This window comes from Nitrincola alkalilacustris, from assembly GCF_008973755.1.
In the GTDB taxonomy this organism is placed as follows: domain Bacteria; phylum Pseudomonadota; class Gammaproteobacteria; order Pseudomonadales; family Balneatricaceae; genus Nitrincola; species Nitrincola alkalilacustris.
Genome location: NZ_WBOM01000001.1, coordinates 173,070 through 190,499, shown reverse-complemented (window position 1 = coordinate 190,499; position 17,430 = coordinate 173,070). Strand labels below are relative to the sequence as shown.

Annotated in this window: 17 protein-coding genes; 10 read left to right on the top strand and 7 right to left on the bottom strand. The window is 55.0% G+C overall.

The window, feature by feature from the left end; genetic code table 11:
• Positions 1 to 2: 2 nt before the first annotated feature.
• From F7R27_RS00900 to F7R27_RS00890, 3 genes are all read right to left on the bottom strand, one after another.
• Positions 3 to 1,253, bottom strand: a complete 1,251-nt coding sequence (locus F7R27_RS00900) for a sarcosine oxidase subunit beta family protein (protein ID WP_151702344.1) — start codon at positions 1,251 to 1,253, stop codon at positions 3 to 5.
• Positions 1,254 to 1,274: 21 nt separating this feature from the next.
• Complete coding sequence (gene glyA, locus F7R27_RS00895; RefSeq protein ID WP_151702343.1) at positions 1,275 to 2,570, bottom strand: serine hydroxymethyltransferase; 1,296 nt, start codon at positions 2,568 to 2,570, stop codon at positions 1,275 to 1,277.
• 182 nt (positions 2,571 to 2,752) lie between these two features.
• A complete protein-coding gene (locus tag F7R27_RS00890) occupies positions 2,753 to 4,600 on the bottom strand; it encodes an ABC transporter ATP-binding protein (protein ID WP_151702342.1) in 1,848 nt (615 codons plus the stop codon).
• A gap of 359 nt (positions 4,601 to 4,959) precedes the next feature.
• On the opposite strand from F7R27_RS00890, the gene F7R27_RS00885 reads away from it, so the two are divergent.
• The 4 genes from F7R27_RS00885 to F7R27_RS00870 are packed head-to-tail and all read left to right on the top strand — an operon-like array spanning position 4,960 to position 8,734.
• The gene (locus tag F7R27_RS00885) at positions 4,960 to 5,727 is read left to right on the top strand and encodes an ABC transporter ATP-binding protein (protein WP_151702341.1); all 768 of its coding nucleotides are present in this window, start codon (positions 4,960 to 4,962) and stop codon (positions 5,725 to 5,727) included.
• Positions 5,728 to 5,741: 14 nt separating this feature from the next.
• Complete coding sequence (locus tag F7R27_RS00880) at positions 5,742 to 6,446, top strand: ABC transporter ATP-binding protein (protein ID WP_151702340.1); 705 nt, start codon at positions 5,742 to 5,744, stop codon at positions 6,444 to 6,446.
• 18 nt (positions 6,447 to 6,464) lie between these two features.
• A complete protein-coding gene (locus F7R27_RS00875) occupies positions 6,465 to 7,463 on the top strand; it encodes a branched-chain amino acid ABC transporter permease (RefSeq protein ID WP_151702339.1) in 999 nt (332 codons plus the stop codon).
• Positions 7,463 to 8,734 (top strand): branched-chain amino acid ABC transporter permease, encoded by a 1,272-nt coding sequence (locus tag F7R27_RS00870; RefSeq protein ID WP_151702338.1) that lies wholly within the window; start codon positions 7,463 to 7,465, stop codon positions 8,732 to 8,734. Before F7R27_RS00875 ends, F7R27_RS00870 begins: the two co-directional genes overlap by 1 nt.
• 91 nt (positions 8,735 to 8,825) lie before the next feature.
• Here the strand turns inward: F7R27_RS00870 and F7R27_RS00865 are convergent, their stop codons facing one another.
• Complete coding sequence (locus F7R27_RS00865) at positions 8,826 to 9,803, bottom strand: OmpA family protein (protein WP_168927391.1); 978 nt, start codon at positions 9,801 to 9,803, stop codon at positions 8,826 to 8,828.
• A gap of 321 nt (positions 9,804 to 10,124) precedes the next feature.
• Between F7R27_RS00865 and F7R27_RS00860 the strand changes: the two genes are divergently transcribed.
• From F7R27_RS00860 to F7R27_RS00840, 5 genes are all read left to right on the top strand, one after another.
• Positions 10,125 to 11,828, top strand: coding sequence for a diguanylate cyclase (locus F7R27_RS00860; RefSeq protein WP_151702336.1), 1,704 nt, complete (start codon positions 10,125 to 10,127; stop codon positions 11,826 to 11,828).
• Between the two features lie 169 nt (positions 11,829 to 11,997).
• Positions 11,998 to 12,708: an SDR family NAD(P)-dependent oxidoreductase gene (locus F7R27_RS00855; protein WP_151702335.1), complete on the top strand. Its 711-nt coding sequence runs from the start codon at positions 11,998 to 12,000 to the stop codon at positions 12,706 to 12,708.
• Between the two features lie 81 nt (positions 12,709 to 12,789).
• Positions 12,790 to 13,008: a ParD-like family protein gene (locus F7R27_RS00850; protein WP_151702334.1), complete on the top strand. Its 219-nt coding sequence runs from the start codon at positions 12,790 to 12,792 to the stop codon at positions 13,006 to 13,008.
• Complete coding sequence (gene map / locus F7R27_RS00845; RefSeq protein ID WP_206060332.1) at positions 12,989 to 13,801, top strand: type I methionyl aminopeptidase; 813 nt, start codon at positions 12,989 to 12,991, stop codon at positions 13,799 to 13,801. Before F7R27_RS00850 ends, map begins: the two co-directional genes overlap by 20 nt.
• A 23-nt stretch (positions 13,802 to 13,824) precedes the next feature.
• Entirely contained in the window at positions 13,825 to 14,082 is a 258-nt protein-coding gene (locus F7R27_RS00840) for a Rho-binding antiterminator (RefSeq protein WP_151702333.1), read from the top strand.
• 7 nt (positions 14,083 to 14,089) lie between these two features.
• Here F7R27_RS00840 and arfB read toward each other — a convergent pair whose 3' ends face one another.
• Positions 14,090 to 14,503, bottom strand: a complete 414-nt coding sequence (gene arfB, locus F7R27_RS00835) for an alternative ribosome rescue aminoacyl-tRNA hydrolase ArfB (protein ID WP_151702332.1) — start codon at positions 14,501 to 14,503, stop codon at positions 14,090 to 14,092.
• 85 nt (positions 14,504 to 14,588) lie between these two features.
• Here arfB and F7R27_RS00830 point away from each other — a divergent pair, with 85 nt between their 5' ends.
• On the top strand, positions 14,589 to 15,449 hold the full coding sequence (locus tag F7R27_RS00830) for a PA4780 family RIO1-like protein kinase (protein WP_151702331.1): 861 nt from the start codon (positions 14,589 to 14,591) through the stop codon (positions 15,447 to 15,449).
• Positions 15,450 to 15,463: 14 nt separating this feature from the next.
• On the opposite strand, the gene F7R27_RS00825 is transcribed toward F7R27_RS00830, so the two are convergent.
• On the bottom strand, positions 15,464 to 16,345 hold the full coding sequence (locus F7R27_RS00825; RefSeq protein ID WP_151702330.1) for a DMT family transporter: 882 nt from the start codon (positions 16,343 to 16,345) through the stop codon (positions 15,464 to 15,466).
• A gap of 19 nt (positions 16,346 to 16,364) precedes the next feature.
• On the bottom strand, positions 16,365 to 17,240 hold the full coding sequence (locus F7R27_RS00820; RefSeq protein ID WP_151702329.1) for an AraC family transcriptional regulator: 876 nt from the start codon (positions 17,238 to 17,240) through the stop codon (positions 16,365 to 16,367).
• Positions 17,241 to 17,430 lie beyond the last annotated feature (190 nt).

The window sequence follows — 17,430 nt, the reverse complement described above, 5'->3', positions numbered from 1 at the left end:
AATCAGTGGGCGACGCCGGCAGCGCCGTGCTCGTCGATCAATTGGCCAGTATGGAAGCGATCTATACTGAAAGGTGCCGCCAGCGGATGGGCATAGCCCTTGGCCAGCGTCCAGGCAAACACATTGCCGGAGCCCGGTGTAGCCTTGAAGCCACCGGTACCCCAACCACAGTTGAAGAACAGGCCCTTCACCTTGGTGGCTGACAGGATCGGACAGGCATCCGGGCAGGTATCCACGATTCCGCCCCACTGGCGGTTCATACGCACCCTGGAGAAAACCGGGAACATCTCGACAATCGCCTGCAGCGTGTGCTCAACCGTCGGATAGCTGCCGCGCTGGCCATAGCCGTTGTAGCCATCGATACCGGCACCGATGACCAGGTCGCCCTTGTCCGACTGGCTGATATAGCCATGCACATGGTTGGACATCACTACCGTATCCAGAATCGGTTTGATCGGCTCGGATACCAGTGCCTGCAGCGGGTGTGACTCCAATGGCAGCTTGATACCCGCCATCTTCGCCAGCACGCTGGAGTTACCTGCCGCGACACAACCGACGCGCGTGGAGCCGATAAATCCGCGATTGGTTTCAACACCGATTATCTGGCCATCCTCAATACGCATACCGGTCACTTCCGTCTGCTGCAGCAGATCCACGCCCAGACTGTCGGCACCGCGGGCAAAGCCCCATGCCACGGCGTCATGACGAGCCACACCAGCACGCGGCTGCCAGGAAGCACCCAGCACCGGATAGCGGGTATTGGCGGAACAATCCAGCATCGGTACGATCTCGCTGACCTGTTTTGCATCCAGCACTTCGCCATCGATACCGTTCAAACGGTTGGCGTTGACACGACGCTGTATATCGCGCATATCCTGCAGCGTGTGGCCCAGGTTAAGGACACCGCGCTGCGAGAACATCACGTTGTAGTTGAGATCCTGCGACAACCCTTCCCAGAGCTTCATCGCATGCTCATACAGATGAGCCGCCTCATCCCACAGGTAGTTGGAGCGTACGATAGTGGTGTTACGTGCGGTGTTGCCGCCTCCCAGCCAGCCCTTCTCTATCACAGCGATATTGGTCATACCGTGCTCTTTGGCCAGATAGTAGGCGGTCGCCAGACCGTGACCGCCGCCGCCGACGATGATTGCATCGTACTGTTTTTTCGGTGTGGGATTACGCCACATCCGCTGCCAGTTCTCATGATGAGTGAGGGCATGTTTGGCCAGCCCGAAACCTGAATAACGCTGCATTTTAACTCTCCAGGGCCTGAATCAGGCGCGGGTATCGGTATAAACAGGGAAGCGTGCGCAAAGCTCAGCCACCTTGCCACGGGTCTGCTCTTCGATGGCAGCGGTATCTTCACCGGCAGCCAGCACGTCCAGAATATCGCAGATCCAACCGGCCAGTTGCGTACACTCGGCCACTTCAAAACCACGTGAGGTAACCGCCGGGGTGCCAATGCGCAAGCCAGATGTCACAAACGGGCTCTGCGGATCATTCGGCACGCTGTTCTTGTTCACGGTGATGTGTGAACGGCCCAGTGCTGCATCAGCATCTTTACCGGTGATCGCCTGACGGATCAGAGAGACCAGGAACAGGTGATCCTCGGTGCCGCCTGATACAACATCATAGCCACGCTCGATAAACACACTGGCCATCGCCTTGGCGTTATCCAGCACCTGCTGCTGATAGGTTTTGAACTCCGGTGCCATCGCCTCTTTGAACGCGACCGCTTTGGCTGCGATCACATGCATCAGCGGACCACCCTGCTGACCGGGGAATACAGCACCGTTGAGTTTCTTGTGCAGCGCTTCGTCGTTCAGCGCAGTCAGAATCAGGCCGCCGCGTGGGCCACGCAGGGTTTTATGCGTTGTAGTAGAGACAACATGTGCATGAGGCAGTGGGCTGGGGTAGAGACCTGCCGCAACCAGACCCGCCACGTGTGCCATATCAACAAACAGAAATGCGCCCACTTCGTCGGCAATACGACGAAAACGAGCCCAGTCCACCACCAGTGAGTAGGCAGAGAAACCGGCAATGATCATTTTTGGCTTGTGCTCACGCGCCAGTGCTTCAACCTGCTCGTAGTCGATCTCGCCGGTTTCCGGCTTCAGACCATACTGCACAGCATTGTAGTTCTTGCCGGAAAAGTTAGGCGCAGCGCCGTGAGTCAGGTGACCACCGTGTGCCAGGCTCATGCCGAGGATCGTATCACCCGGTGAAACCAGCGCCATAAAGACCGCCGCATTCGCCTGCGCACCGGAGTGTGGCTGCACATTGGCATAGCAGGCACCGAACAGCTGGCAGGCACGCTCGATCGCCAACGCTTCAACCTTGTCGACCGCTTCACAACCACCGTAATAACGCTTGCCCGGGTAGCCTTCGGCATATTTATTGGTCAGCTGACCGCCCTGAGCTTCCATCACTCGCACACTGGCGTAGTTCTCGGAGGCAATCAGTTCAATATGCACTTCCTGGCGCTCTTGCTCCTCATTCAGTGCCGCTGCAAGTTCGGCATCAAAAGCATCAAGTTTATCTTCACGGGCATAGCCATCACGGTTGATCATCTGCATCTCCTGTCTTTTATTGTGTAGCAAAATACCCTCCAGGACGGCACTCCTGGTACTTTGCCATGCTTGGTGCGATGTTAGTCTTACCCTTATTGGGTCAGATGCTTGCCACCGTCAAGACCCGCACCATTTGCGACATACCTGTCTCTAAGCGACAGCAGAGATCAATAGCTGCGTATTCAGTCCAGTTGATAACCCTTCGCCTGCAGATGGAAAAGGTCGGCATAGCGCCCGTTCAGTGCCAGCAGCTCATGATGGGTACCTCGCTCCACAACACGTCCGGCATTGATCAGCACGATCTGATCAGCGTTGCGCACGGTGGAGAAGCGATGCGAGATAAGAATCACCATGCGTTGCGTTGTATGCTGGCGAAAATGTTCAAAGATCGTGGCCTCCGCTTCGGCATCCATGGCTGCCGTCGGCTCATCCAGCACCAGAATATCGGCAGCACTGCGCATGAAGGCACGGCTCAGCGCGATCTTCTGCCACTGCCCGCCGGACAGCTCCTGCCCACCCTTGAACCAGCGCCCCAGTTGCGTGTGATAGCCTTTATTCAGTTCACGGATAAAAGGATCGGCCAGCCCCAGCTCACCAGCTTCCTGCCAGCGCGCTTCATCACTGAAAGCCTCAACATCGCCCGCCCCCAGGTTCTCACCGACCAGTAGCTGATAACGCACAAAGTCCTGAAAAATCACCCCGACACGTTGACGCAGTCGTACCGGATCCCATTCATTCAGATCCAGCCCATCCAGCAGAATACGCCCGGACGAAGGTTGATAAAGGCGTGTCAGCAGTTTGATAAGGGTGGTTTTGCCTGAGCCATTCTCACCCACCAGCGCCAGACTCTGACCCGGTTTCAGATTCAACGAGATATCCTGCAATGCCGGGCGCTGACTGCCGGGATAGGTAAAGCTGACCTGCTCAAAGCGAATACCGTCGCTCGGGTCCGGCCCCTCTGTGGCTTCACCGGCATCCGATGCCACCGGTTGCTCCAGATATTCATACAGATTGGACAGATAGAGGTTATCCTCATACATACCGCTGATTGCGGTGAGGCTGGCACTGATCGCCGCCTGCCCCTGCTTGAACACCATCAGATACATGGTCATCTGCCCCAGGGTGATGAGTCCCTGCACGGTTTCGATCACGATCCAGGCATAAGCGCCATAAAATGCCAGAGTGCCCAGCAGCCCCAGTGCAAACCCCCAGCCATCACGGCGCAGTGTCAGGCGCCTGTCCTCGGCATAGAGCTTGTGGAAAATATCCTTGTAGCGCTGCAGGAACAGTTTGCCGAGGCCGAAAAGCTTGACCTCCTTAATACTGTCTTCACGCGCCAGCACAGTTTCCAGATACATCTGCATCCGTGTATCAGGTGAGCGCCAGCGGAACAGGCGGAAGGCATCACCAGAGAACTTGGCTTCGGCGATAAACACTGGCAGGGCCGCCAGAAACAGCACCAGTATCGCCCAAGGCGAAAATTGCACCAGCAGGAAGGCAAAACTGAGCATAGAGATCGCGTTCTGGATCAAACCGAAGGTCTTGTTGACCAGCGCGAGCGGGCGTACAGATGCCTCGCGCCTGGCCCGGGTCAGCTTGTCGTAGAATTCGGAGTCTTCAAACTGAGCCAGTGACAGGGTCTGCGCCTTTTCCAGTATCATCTCGTTGACCCGCTGCCCAAGCAGGGCTCGCAGCAGCGACTGCTGTGCTGACAGGCCACGCTGTGCCGCCGAGATCAGCACGATCACCAGACACTCCATCAGCACGAAACGCAACATAGGCCAGTAGTCCACCTGGCCATGTGTCTGATAATCGGCCATCGCCTGCACCACCGAGTCTACGATCAACTGGCCGAGATAGGCCGCAACGGCTGGCAACACACCGGCCAGCAGCGTCAGCAGCCCCAATCCCCAGGTCAGGCTTCGGGATGTAGTCCAGACCAGCTCAATGGCACGCCTGCTGTAACGGAATACGGAGAAGAAGCGATGCAGGAAGTGTTTTCCATCATCCCATTGTGGTGGTGCTGACAAATTATGATCTCCTGCTGAGCTGCAAAACTGAACACACGATGGAACAGTGAGAAGGCACTGGTTGAACGCTCTGAATGATACCGAACTGCGTATGAACTACAAAATAGTGAACTACACTGCTGACAGTGGCACCAATAGCCGAATAAAGCCTCTGATCAAGGCGAATTCATGGGATTTCGACTTTAGATGAATAACCCGGATAGGTTTCTGTCCCCGACTGGGCTAAAATGCGCCCCCATAAGCGCGGGCAATACCCTTTCCCGTGTGTCAGAACCGTTTCGCCCACAGGCGATACAATAATAACAAACCGGTCAGCGGTCATTACCAATGGCCGTACTGCTTACTTTTCGGGAGGTTTAATGGGTTCAATTATTGAAGTCAATAATGTATCCAAATCGTTCGGTAGCCTCAATGTCATCAATGATTGCTCCATCAAGGTGGAACAAGGATCAATCACTGGCGTCATCGGCCCTAACGGAGCAGGCAAATCCACCCTCTTCAACATCATTGCCGGCACTTTTCCAGCTGATACCGGCACTATACTCTTTGATGGCGAAGACATCACCTCGATCCCATCCAACGAACTCTTCCACCGTGGTCTGTTACGTACCTTCCAGATCGCTCAGGAGTTCTCCAACATGTCTGCTCTGGAAAACCTGATGATGGTGCCGCAGCAGGAGGGCGAGAACCTGTTCAATGTCTGGTTCAAGCCGGGGCTGGTTCGCAGCCAGGAAACCGCCGTACGACAGAAGGCTCTGGAAGTGATCGACTTTGTCGGCCTGAGTCATGTCAAAAATGAGCTGGCTGGCAACCTGTCGGGTGGCCAGAAAAAACTCCTGGAGTTGGGTCGCACCATGATGGTGGATGCGCGTCTGGTATTGCTCGATGAGATCGCTGCCGGGGTCAACCGTACCCTGCTGCAGGAGCTGATCGCCAACATTCTGCGCCTGAACCGCGAACTGGGATACACCTTCCTCGTTATCGAGCACGATATGGACATGATTGCAAAACTCTGCAATCCGGTCATCGTGCTGGCTCAGGGCAGCGTCATGGCCCAGGGCACGATTGAAGAGATCCAGGCCAATACTGAAGTCATCGAAGCCTACTTCGGCAACGACGCACATTGAGACAGGAGCAGACAATGGCATTACTGGAAGCAACCAATGTGCACGGTGGCTATGGTGGCATGAATATTCTGAACGGCGTCAATATGACGATTGATCAGAGTGACATAGGTGTCATCGTCGGCCCGAACGGGGCTGGCAAATCCACCATGCTGAAGGCGATTTTCGGCCTCTTGCATGTGAATGAAGGCAGCATACTGCTGCGTGGCGAAGAGATCACCAACGCAGAACCCACGGTACTCGTCGGTAAAAAAATGGCGTTTGTCCCTCAGGAAAAGAACATCTTCCCGAGCCTGAGCGTGCAGGAAAACCTGGAGATGGGCGCCTTCAGCCGCAAGGATGATTTTGCGCATATGCTCGATCAGGTCTACAGCTTCTTCCCGCCGCTGGCAGACAAGCGCAACCAGCCGGCTGGTGAACTGTCGGGCGGCCAGCGCCAGATGGTCGCCATGGGACGCGCTCTGATGATCGAGCCCAGCCTGTTACTGCTGGATGAGCCAACAGCAGGACTCTCTCCTCTGTACATGGCGGAGATTTTCGAACGGATCATCACCATCAACAAGGCCGGTGTCGGCATTCTGATGGTGGAACAGCACGCCAAACAGGCATTACAGATCGCCTCCAAGGGCTTCGTGCTGGCAGCGGGTCAGAACCGCTTTACCGATACCGGCGAAAATCTGCTCAATGATCCGGAAGTCGCCAAGGCGTTCCTGGGTGGTTAATCTGACGAGGATTGCGTTTTGAACGAATTAGTTTTTTTCCTTAACAATGTGGTGATCTCCGGACTGGTGATCGGCTCGATCTACGCCCTCGGCGCGGTCGGCATCACGCTGATCTTCAGTATCCTGCGATTCGCCCATTTCGCCCATGCGGACATGATGACGCTGGGTGCCTTTTTCGCCTTCTTCCTGACGGCGATGTTTCCGGCTGTCGGACCGGCCATTGGCCTGCCGACCGCTTTTGTCATGTTGCCGATAGCCATGGCACTGACCGCCGTGACGGCGATCTACCTCGACAAGGGGTTCTACAAACCACTGCGCAAGCACAACGTCAAACCGATCGTCATCGTGATGGCATCACTCGGCGTCACGCTGATGCTGCAGGGTCTGATCCGCATGTTCATGGGCACCAGTGCACGCAGCATGTATATCGATGACCGCAAGGATATCTACCGCATAGACCTGCCCTTTGAGCTGGCCAGCCGTCCGCTGGTGATCACCGATCCGCAGATACTGCTGTTCGTCGTGCTCATCGTTTCGGTCATTTCACTGCACCTGTTCCTGACCCGTACACGCCTCGGTAAGGCGATGCGCGCCATGTCCGACAACCCGGATCTGGCCCGTGTTTCCGGTATCAACACCGATACCGTGGTCAAGGTCACCTGGGTGATCGCAGGCTGTCTTGCAGCTGCTGCCGGTACCATGCTGTCGCTCGATGTCACACTCAAGCCGGATCTCAGCTTCCATCTGCTGTTGCCGATCTTCGCCGCGGCCATCGTCGGCGGTGTCGGTCACCCCTATGGGGCACTGGCAGGTGGTTTTGTGATTGGCTTCGCCGAGACGTTGTCGGTCTTCAACTGGGCTGTCCTGCTGCGCCCGTTCCGCGATTACCTGTGGTTCGATCTACCCAGCAGCCTTGCCATCGTGCCAACCGAGTTCAAGATCACCGTGCCCTTCTTCATCCTGCTGGCGATCCTGGTCTGGCGTCCTACCGGCCTCTTTAAAGGGAAGGTACTCTGATGTTGTCAAATACCGCTTTAAAAGAAATGATTCTGATTGTCGCTCTGGTGGCAGCCATGCTGTTGCTGGTCAGCGTCATGGGCTCGGCCTACGGTGTTCGCGTACTGGTGGAAGCCAGCTGCTACGCGATCATTGCACTCGGCCTGACCATTCAGTGGGGTTATGCTGGTCTGTTCAATGCCGGCATCATGGGATTTGTCGCACTTGGCGGCTTCTCAGCGATGTTGATGACCTTCCCCACCAACCCACGTTTCTGGGAGTCCGACCTGCCGGGTGAGCTTGGTACCGCCTTCCTGAAACTGATTGTCGGTGTTCTGCTGGTGGTCGCAGCCAGTCAGCTGCATCGACTCAAGGTACCGCGCAAGATCCAGATCCCCTTCACCATGATTCTTGGTGCTGTGGTCTATTTCTGGGTCATCAACTCCTTTGCTCCGGTCACCGGCTCGATTGTCCGTGAAGCAGGATTCATCGGTGGCTTCGGCCTCCCGGTATGGGTTGGCTGGACCGTCGGCGGCATTCTGGCCGGTACCGTGGCTTACTTTATCGGCCACATCTGTCTGGGCCTGCGCAGTGACTATCTGGCGATCGCCACACTCGGTGTTGCTGAGATCATCAAGGCATTCCTGAAGAACTTCGAGTGGATGACTCGCGGCACGCTGACCGTCTCCCCCCTGCCCTGGCCTGTACCGGGAGCTGGCGAAGTCGGTTTCATCATGGCGCGCGCACTCTACCTGTCGGTGACGGCTGTCATGATTGCGGTGATCTTCTTCCTGCTGCACCGCGCCTATAACGGCCCCTGGGGCCGCATGATGCGAGCGATCCGCGACAATGAGATCTCCTCATCCGCGATGGGTAAGGATGTCAACAAGCGTCGTCTGGAAGTGTTCATCTTCGGCTGTATCCTGATGGGTATCGGCGGCGCGGCACTGGCCACCTTCAACGGCATTTTCGACCCCAACGGCTACCTGCCGCTGAACCATACCTTCCTGATCTGGGTTATGGTGATTCTGGGTGGTCCGGGTAACAACATCGGTACACTGTTCGGTGCCGTGCTGGTCTATGTGGTCTGGGTCATGTCAGAACCCGCAGCATTGGCCCTGCTTAATGCCATCAGTTATCTGGGTGATCTCTGGTTCGCCTGGGAAGCGCCAAGCGACTTCTCCAGCCGCGCTCTGCAGGCCCGAGTGTTCAGTATCGGTCTGATCATCACACTGGTACTGCGCTATGCGCCGAAGGGGTTGTTCCCGGAAAAAGTGCCTCAGCATAAGTAACCCATTGCATGTGATTCATGGCATGTAAACCTTCCGGATCGGGCTGCACTCCAGCCCGATCCTCACAACTCTGCAATAAAGCTCTTCAGAATCAGTTCAACAGCTCCACCAACTCAACCCGACGATTGAGGCTGCGCCCCTCTTCACTGCGATTACTGGCCAGCGGTGCCATCATCCCCGCACCAGAAGCCTGCAGTCGATCAGCCGGTATCCCATATTGACGCTCAAGATAGGCTTTCACAGCCTGGGCACGCTCGGCAGACAAGCGCAGGTTGTAATCAAAACCTCCATCACTGTCGGTATGGCCGACGACCAACAGGCGAAGTGCTGTGTCAGTTTTCAGCAACTGAGCGACCTCTGTCAGCGCCTCGCTGGACTCGGGCAGTATCTCGGCACTGTCAAAGGCAAAATGTATCTGCTGCAGGGCTACACGTCCCTGAGTGCCTAGATCAGCGGCCAGTCTCTCTGCCGTCAGTGGCTCATGTGCCATCTCGCTGTTCATCTCGGCACTGGTCACAACATCGAGTAATACCACCGGTGTCTCACTACGATCTGGCATGAAAATCACGACTGCGGCCAGCACCGCTCCATCCGCTGAACGTACCGCAAGATATGCAACATCGGACACGCTCCTCTGGCTGGGCAGCCTCATTTGAGGCCTGAAGCCCATCATTTCAACCGCGCTGTATCGCCCCATGAAGTTGATACCGCTGCGGTTATCCAACTCATTATCGGCACTGCGCCCACTGAACAGCACCTCGAAACCCGCTCTTTCCAGTGCCTGTTGATAGCTGCGCATGATCCGGAGCGTCGAGGTCGGTTCATCAAACAGGTAGACAATACGCAGATACTCTCCCTCAAGCGCCTCAGTGCTCTCATAACCCTGATTATAGATATGCGGTCCGGTCGGAATCGTGACACGATCATAGTCGCTCCTTGAGAACCAGCCGATATAAGACCCCGCTACGCGCTCGATCAAGGGATGATCACCAGATCCCGCCACATCTTCATTGGCCAGAGCCAGATAGGGGAGTGCCAGAAAACACAGGAATAGTCCTATTTTTTTCATGTAAAACATCCTTTTAGGTTTTTGACCGACAAGTATAAGCACTGCCTGAGGCAGGTTCCAGTCAACAGAACCCAGGGCATCAAACACCAGATTAATCGAGGCAATGCTTTCACACCTCAGGTGACACGCCATATTCTTGCCAGTTGAATGGCCGCCAGCACCCTGAACTTATGGCAGACTCAACATCGTGTTATATTGCTTTTGTTGTGTTGGGAGGTACCACAACGTCGCAGGTCTGATTTTCTGCCTCAGTAATGAGGCATGATCCTGACGGAATGGGGAGGATGGACAATCAAACATTCAGAATAACAGGAGAGATGGTTGTCCAAACTGACTGATGGCTGCTTCATTGCACTGCGCTGCCTGTTGTTAAGCCTGTTGCTGTTGTCTCAGGTGATGGCGTCTGAACTGCAACAGCAGGGGCGCTGGGTAGATGATGAGTTCATGCAGCCTCTGAACGAACTGCCCGACGGCCCTGCTCCGCATGTCAGCGGCCGCTTTACCTATTTGCTGAACCTGACGCTGACCCAGCCGGAAACGCTGGTGATCGATTTCAGCCACTCCTCTGTACTGGGACAGTTTCGACACTTGGTTTATGACGCTGAGGGCTCGCTCCTGTTTGAGCTGGAGGGTGGTGCCAGCAGCACGACTGTCGACCCATATTTTCTGCGCCACGGTCGCCCTTTGCAGCTGCCTGCAGGTGAGTATCAGATCCTCAGTCGGCTTGAGAGCCCCTTTTACATCGCAACTCCCACCCCCATGCTGTTCCATGAGCAGGAGTACAGGGAAGCAATCAACCGCGCCAATGCGCTGGTGCTGATCGGGCTGGGGATTTTCATCGGGCTTGGCTTCTACTATCTGGTGATGGGAATCTGGCGCCGCGCCCTGACCGATCTGCTGTATGCAGGATTCATATTTGGCAACCTGATCTATAACGCCTCAGCTCTCCTGGTTCTCAAAGGACTGTTCGGCCCTCAGTGGTTTTATCTATCCAGCGTGCCGATACTTTTTTCGAATCTGCTGTACATCCTGTTCGTCCTGAAGCTGCTGGAGATCACACGCCGCCATAACCCCATCATCTGGCACCTCGGAGCACTGGCGGTAATCACACTCATCTGCTTCTGGCCGATAGCCTGGCTGCGCCCTGAATGGACGCTTGAGCTGGCCCGCTATGGTGTATTTATCTTCGGTCTCTATGGTCTGCTGGCAGCCATTGCGCGTTTGCGCCAACGCAGCAAAGTGGCTGGATTCTATCTGATTGCGAACATCGCATTTCTGGTGCCCGCGCTGATAGCCATCTCCAGCAGCGACATGGCTTACAGCAATATCATCTGGATCGAACATATCGGATTACTCGCAGTGCTCATCGAAGTCCTGCTACTGGCGCAGGTCATGAGCTATCAGGTCGGATTAATACACCGTGAGCGACTGGATGCACTCGCCGCGGTATCGACAGCACAACAACTGGCGTTGCAGGCGCAGCACGACGCCCTGACAGGCTTACCGGGGCGGGCCCTGTTCAATGAGCTGCTACAGCACACTTTGGCGCTTTCACAGCGCAGCAAACTGCCTCTTGCGCTGCTCTACCTGGACCTGGATAACCTTAAGCCGGTCAACGATCAATATGGCCATGACTTTGGTGATGCGCTGCTGGTCGAAGTTGCGCAGCGGCTCAAGCAACGCATCAGAGCAGGCGATACAGTGGCACGAATAGGGGGTGATGAATTCGTCATTATTCTGACCGAAGTTGATGGTATCGAAGAAGCACAACAGATTTCCAGTGAGCTGGCCGCTCTTATTGCAAACCCGATCACCTGCAACAAGCAGATGATAACGACCTCTGTCAGCATTGGCATTGCGCTTTATCCTGACCATGGACAGGATGCCGAAACACTCCTGCGCCATGCAGATCTGGCTATGTATGAAGCAAAGCAGAATGGACGCAACCGCTATTGCCTGTTTTCAGCAACTGATGCTCTCGAAACAGCCCCCGCGCCTCAAAGATCAATTCAACCGGCAGACTGATATAAGGGTTCATTGATCTCATCAGTCACAGAATATATATCAGCGCCAGCTAGATTCATTCCATATTGGTAAAGACGGGAGGTTGACACCCTACACTTCAGCTCTCTAGTATGCCGCGCCGGAGCAGATAGACAGGCTGTTTATCTCCCTATGCGAAAAGGAATGGAATATGGATATTCAGGATAAAACAATATTTATCACGGGCGGAACAGGAGGCATCGGTGGTGCCTTGGTAACTGAGTTGGAGCGTCTGGGCGCCAGAAAAATATATGCCACTTACCTCAGATCGGAAGACAAACTGCAGGATACAGATCGGATTTGCTACCTGCCTTTGGATGTCACCAACGAAGAGCAGATCATGATGACAGCCGAGCGTTGCGCTGACGTTGATATCGTGATCAACAACGCAGGGGTGGAGATGGCGACATCCTTTACTCAGGAGCGCAGCACCCGTGCGGCCGAGCTGGAAATGAAAGTGAATTTTCACGGCAGCCATTACATGGCCTATCACTTTTTACCATATTTAAAGCAAAAACAGGAAGCCATGCTGATTAACGTGCTGTCTATCGGTAGCTTCGTACTGGTCAACAAGCTTGGCACTTATTGCGCCTCAAAAGCCGCGGTGCACTTTCTCACCAAGGGTCTGCGTCTTGACTGCTCCAATACTGGCGTAACTGTGATGGGAGTTTATCCCGGTTATGTAGACACAGAAATGACAAGAAAACTGGACGTGAGTAAGGTCACCCCTGAATCCATCTCGAAGGCCATTTGCCTTGGCATAAAGCAGGGCAAGGAAGTAGTCTTCCCCGACCCTATGGCTGAAGAATTGAAAAAAAACATGCAATGGGATAACGCCATTTTTGAAAACCTGATGGGTTAAACAGGACCACAGAGCCTCATTGATCTCACCTCTAAAGTGAATATATAATACATATACGTTTCATATATTTGGAGCACTTTAATGGGTATCGTCAAGATCGATGAGGAGCTGCACGAAGAGCTGCGCCTCGCCAGCAAGGCAATGTCGCGCTCCATCAACGCCCAGGCCGAGCACTGGCTGCGCATGGGTATGCTGGCTGAACTTTATCCGGATAAAACCTATCAGGAGCTGACGCGCATGCTGCTCGGAGCTCACTCATCCACCATCAGAAAGATACTGCATGAACTCGAACCTGCTTAAATCGTCCGCTGAGTTGGACATCATGCGCCATGCCGGACAGCTGCTGGCATCCGTTTTCACCATGCTAGACAGCTATGTGCGTGAAGGGGTCAGCACCCTGGAGATTAACCATGCTGTTGACCGCTTCATCCGTCGTGAGCTCAAGGCGCGCCCGGCCAGTGTCGGACAGTATGACTATCCCTATGCCCTGAATGCATCAATCAATGACGAGGTGTGCCATGGCATGCCCAGTGCCGAGCGCAAACTCTGCAAGGGCGATATACTGAATCTGGATATAACGCTGGAAAAAAACGGCTTTATCGCCGACTCCAGCAAGATGTATATGATCGGCAGCGTTTCCGAGGATGCCAGAAGACTGGTACAAACCACCTATGATGCGATGTGGGCCGGTATTCGACAGGTACGCCCCGGTGCCACCTTGGGGGATGTCGGGCATGCAATACAGCGCCATGCCGAAGCTGCTGGCTACAGCGTTGTGCGCGAGTATTGCGGGCATGGTATTGGCCGCGAGATGCATGAAGAGCCAGAGGTGTTGCATTACGGCCGCCCAGGCACAGGTCTGAAGCTGAAACCCGGAATGGTGTTCACGATTGAGCCGATGATCAATCAGGGCACTGCGCGACTACGCCATCGGAAGATGAAAGATGGCTGGCAGATTGCACTGACTCATGACCAGCAACTGTCGGCACAATGGGAACACACTGTTGCGGTGACACAGGAAGGTGTCGAGGTGCTGACGCTCAGACCTGAAGAGCAAGTTGAAAAACAAAAAGTAATACACGCTGACGGCTGAGACGTCAGCCACCGGAGCAGAGTATGAGTAAGCCTCCCCTGCTGGACTGCAACCTTCATGATTATCTGGAGATCGCCTGTCTGTTCCGCTATCGGGTACGTTTGATCATGACGGATCATAGTGTTATCGAAGGCAAGGCGATAACCACCGGCGCGACCGGGGGCGAGGAGTATCTGGCGCTGCTCGTGGCAGGTGAGACGTTGACGCTACCGGTCCATCGGCTGGCCAGCATCACTGCACTGACACCGGGAGCACGTTTCGGCGAGATCAGACTGCGCTGATCGGCTATCAAGGGTCCACCTTGCCACGCAGGGCTTTGGTCCGTCCATGCAGTGTCTTCTTATCCATGCGGCGGCGCTGCGACCCTCGCGTGGGTTTGGTCGGCCTGCGGCTCTTGACCGGCCGGATTGCTTCAAGAATCAGCTCTTTCAACCGCTGCAAAGCATCCTCCTTATTTTTCTCCAGTGTTCGATACTGCTGCGCTTTGATGATCAGTACACCATCACTGCTGATACGCTGATCCGACAGGCGCAGTAATCTCTCCTTATAGACTGCAGGCAGCGATGAGTGTGGAATATCAAAGCGCAGGTGCACCGCCGACGCGACCTTGTTCACGTTCTGGCCACCGGCACCCTGAGCACGGATCTGGGTAATCTCTATCTCCCAGTCCGCAAGTTGAAGTGTGTCTGAAATAACAAGCATTAAAAGAGTCGCTTAAAATAAGTAAAGTTTATCAGAACACAGCCCCCATATTCCCCGCAACCGCCAAATGCTGTATAAGGTTTGCATGAAAATCCCGAAAAGAATACAGCCACTGGTAGAAGACGGCCTGGTGGATGAAGTCCTTCGCTCTCTGATGAGCGGGAAGGAAGCTGCCGTTTATGTCGTGCGCTGCGGCGATCAGATCCGCTGCGCCAAAGTCTACAAGGAAGCCAATCAACGCAGCTTCAAGAAAGCCGCTCAATATCGTGAAGGGCGTAAGGTGCGCAACAGCCGCCGTGCGCGTGCGATGGAGAAAGGCTCAAAATTTGGCCGGAGCCAGCAGGAAAGCAGCTGGCAGAACGCCGAAGTTGAAGCCCTTTACCGCTTATCCAGTGCAGGTGTTCGCGTTCCTCAACCTTATGGCTGTGTTGAGGGTGTACTCCTGATGGAGTTGATCACAGGAGATGATGGCAGCGAGGCACCACGCCTGAACGATGTGATTCTGACACCGGAACAGGCGCGCGAAGACCACGCTTTCATCATGCACAATGTGATGCTAATGCTCTGTGCCGGACTGGTGCATGGTGACCTTTCCGAGTTCAATGTTCTGCTGGATGAGTATGGCCCGGTCATCATCGACCTGCCACAGGCCGTTGAGGCTGCCGCCAACAACAATGCCCAGCAGATGCTCACGCGTGATGTGGACAACATGACAGCCTACTATGCCCAGTTTGCACCGGAGCTGAAAAATACCCGCTATGCGCGTGAGATCTGGTCACTCTATGAGGCGGGTGATCTACACCCTGATCATGAACTGACCGGGCTGTACCAGGACGATGATCAGGAATCAGACGTCGATGGCGTTCTGGCAGAGATCAAGGCGATCATGGAGCAGGAGCAGGACCGCCAGCGACGCCTGAAAGAAGCCGCTGAGCCGGAAAGCTGACAATATCGGCCTTGTCAGCTTCGGCTTCTGCGTTTTTCACTGAATACATTCACCAGATTGCCGGCAATGATCAGGCCGGCTCCCAGCAGCAGGAAAAGATCCAGCCTCTCTCCATACAGCAAGAATCCCACCAGCGCGATCAACGGCAGTCTCATGAAGTCCATCGGTACCACAATCGTGGCATCGGCGACCGCCATCGCTCGTACAATACAGTAGTGCGCTGTCAGCCCCGTGACACCGACGATCACCAGCCAGGGCCAGAGCGCCTGAGAAGGCGTTGTCCAACTGAAGAGAGAAGGGATCAATCCGAGCGGTAGCTGCATCAGCATCATGTAAAACAGAAGGGTCAAAGCCGTGTCCCGACCGGACAGCTTCTTGGTCAGGGTATGCGTCATGCCGTAGGCCACTGCACTTGCCAATGCCACCAGTGCCGCCGGGTGGATCACGGCCAATCCCGGCCGCAGCATCACCAGCACACCGCTGAGACCGATCAGAATCGCCAGCACTCTGGGCAGGGTGATTCGCTCTCCCAGTAGAATTGCCGCAAACAGCGCAGTCCAGATAGGGACGGTGAACTCCATGGCGAACACCGCCGCCAGCGGAATGAAGGCGATGGCATAAAACCAGCAGAACTGTCCGGTGAAATGCACCGCATTACGCATCGCATGCAGCCCCAGATGATCTGTCTTCAACTGCTGCCAACCACTTCGACTGAGCAGGGCAGACACGATCAGCAAACCGATCATGCTGCGAAAGGCCAGAATCTGAAAGGTGGACAGTTCCGCGGACAGTTCACGCGCAGCTATCGCCATCACAGAGAAGGAGATCAGAGCACCGCTCATCCAGATGATGGCGGTTACGACTGGATGCCGGGTAGTTGTCAGGTCAGACGCCATAGATCCTCATGGCAAAATGTCAGAATTCGGATTTCCTCAGACGTGAAGGCTGCACACCCTTCATCTGCCGAAAGCGGTTGGATAGATGGCTGGAAGAGCTGAAACCGCAGCTCAGGGCAATATCCGCCAGTGACAGTGTGCTCTCCTTGAGCAGTGTTTCCGCTCGCTGGAGACGCCGCTGCAGCACATACTGATGCGGTGCCAGCCCCTGACTCTGACGAAACATGCGTGAGAAGTGATACTCACTCAGGCATACCTGAGCCGCCAGATCTCGCAGTAGCAACGGCTGATCCAGATGCTGCTCAATATACTCCTGCACTCGCCTGAGCTGATAGGGTGCCAGTCCGCCACGGGTCTGAGGCAGTTGCCAGTTGCACTGGGCATAGGTCTTGAGCAGATGGATCAGCAGCAGGGTAGTGGCACTGCTGAGGGCCAACTGATCACTGCGCTCCTGCCAGTTCAGGTTCAACAGAAACTGATGATAGAGCGCTGAAATACTGGCATCCTCTGCAAAATGCCTTTCATCCAGCAGCAAGCTCATTGGCGACCGGTCCCACACCTGTTCGGTCAGGGTCCTGAGATGCTCATCGGTGAAGTACAGGTGCACAAACTCCAGAGGGCCACGGATATCCCAGGCTGATTCCAGATCCTTCGGCATCAGACAGAAACGCCCGGGAGCTCCGCCATTTCGCCAGCCATGAGGCGTCTTGCGATAGCATTCAAAGCCATCTGCCACATACAGGCTCAACGTGTGATGGGCTGACTTATCCAGAGCAATATGATCATCATCGTTATACCAGCGCGCCAGACCCATACCATTTTCAAGGCTGGATCCCGCTTTCAGCACCGGCTTGTGCCGGGTCATCTGCTCAAATACCTGATATTGCGAATGCATGACGACTCCTGCTCTCTCCTTCATCCGATTACGTTACATCGATACTAAACATACCCCCTGATGCTGCCAAGCAGATATGACCTGAACCGGATAAAAAAGCGCAAGAATGTGTAAACGGAGCACTGGGATCTGCAAGACCCCACATATCAGACCTGGCTATAGTGACAACTCAACAACAGATGACTACTGC